The organism is Aurantimonas sp. C2-5-R2 (assembly GCF_036549495.1).
GTDB lineage: Bacteria > Pseudomonadota > Alphaproteobacteria > Rhizobiales > Rhizobiaceae > Aurantimonas > Aurantimonas coralicida_A.
In genome coordinates this window covers 1-1,043 of the sequence record NZ_JAZHLJ010000249.1, presented here as the reverse complement: position 1 = coordinate 1,043, position 1,043 = coordinate 1, and the positions used below count along the sequence as shown (strand labels likewise).

Annotated in this window: 2 protein-coding genes; both read right to left on the bottom strand. The window is 58.0% G+C overall.

Annotated features, from left to right (window positions below):
- Positions 1-295: 295 nt before the first annotated feature.
- Positions 296-694, bottom strand: coding sequence for a CRISPR-associated endonuclease Cas2 (cas2, locus tag VQ044_RS25335; protein ID WP_327650427.1), 399 nt, complete (start codon positions 692-694; stop codon positions 296-298).
- A 3-nt stretch (positions 695-697) separates the two neighbouring features.
- Positions 698-946, bottom strand: coding sequence for a hypothetical protein (locus VQ044_RS25330; protein ID WP_327650425.1), 249 nt, complete (start codon positions 944-946; stop codon positions 698-700).
- Positions 947-1,043: the final 97 nt, after the last annotated feature.

The window sequence follows — 1,043 nt, the reverse complement described above, 5'->3', positions numbered from 1 at the left end:
GCGTCGCCACGCAGGGCGCCGACAACCGCGCCGCTTGATCAAGCCGCGTCACCCAAAATCGGCCATAGCTCGTTTTCTGAGCGGCTACACTCGTCGGAACACCAGGCCAAGGCACCCGGCTGTTGTGGTTGGCCTGCGTTTTCTGAGCGGCTACACTACCAGATGCGCACAATAAGCCCCCAGCGGAGTTGTGGTTGGCCTGCGTTTTCTGAGCGGCTACACTCGATGTTGGTGGAAAGGATTGATTTGACAATCTTTTCCACCACTTCCGGGAGGTCGAAACGCGGTGAAGTCGTCAAAACAATGCGAGTTGCCCTGGATTTTTTTGCCTGGTTCGACGCGATTGGTCGGAAAATCGGATGATGCTCTCATACTGCCTGTCTGTGAACTGGAACAAAAAGACATGGCCGCGATCCGGTAGATTGGCTTCGATTCGCCGCGCATAAGTGTCGAACTGCTCCCGCCCATTGCAAAAACGCATGTAGTTTGAAAATTGGCTCATCTCGAAGCCTTGGTCCAGCAGAAAATTGCGAAATCTTGTCGCAGCCTTGCGCTGCATCTTGGTCTCGACCGGCAGGTCAAATGTCGCCAGCATCCACATTAGACGATAGGCGCTGAGTCTGGTGGGAAGGGACGGGCTCTCGATGCCGGGCGGTTTGACCTTGCGGCGCTTTTGCGTGCGCAGAGTGCCCATAAGTCAGCCATCCTGCTGTGCAAGGTCCGTGAAACCGGCGAGCGCAAGCGACGTAGGGGCTTGCGGCGCGTTTAGATCCGCTGGCGAGGCCGGGACGGTTTTCGACAACAGAGCCTCTGCAACAGTGTGCACGAAACGTCCGGCCTGAACATGCAGCGGGCTCGCTCCAATATCCGTTTCGAGGTCGAGCGTCGAAAGTCCGGCGAGCGCGACCTTGGTTTGCGGTGTCAGATCGCCGGCCCCGGCTTCCACAAGGCTTGGGAATGTCCCGGTCTCTGTTGAAACTCTGAAGTGGGCGGCGTTGCCCGCCTTGAGCCGTTAGGCTCGGGGTGCCGATTCCACTGAGGAG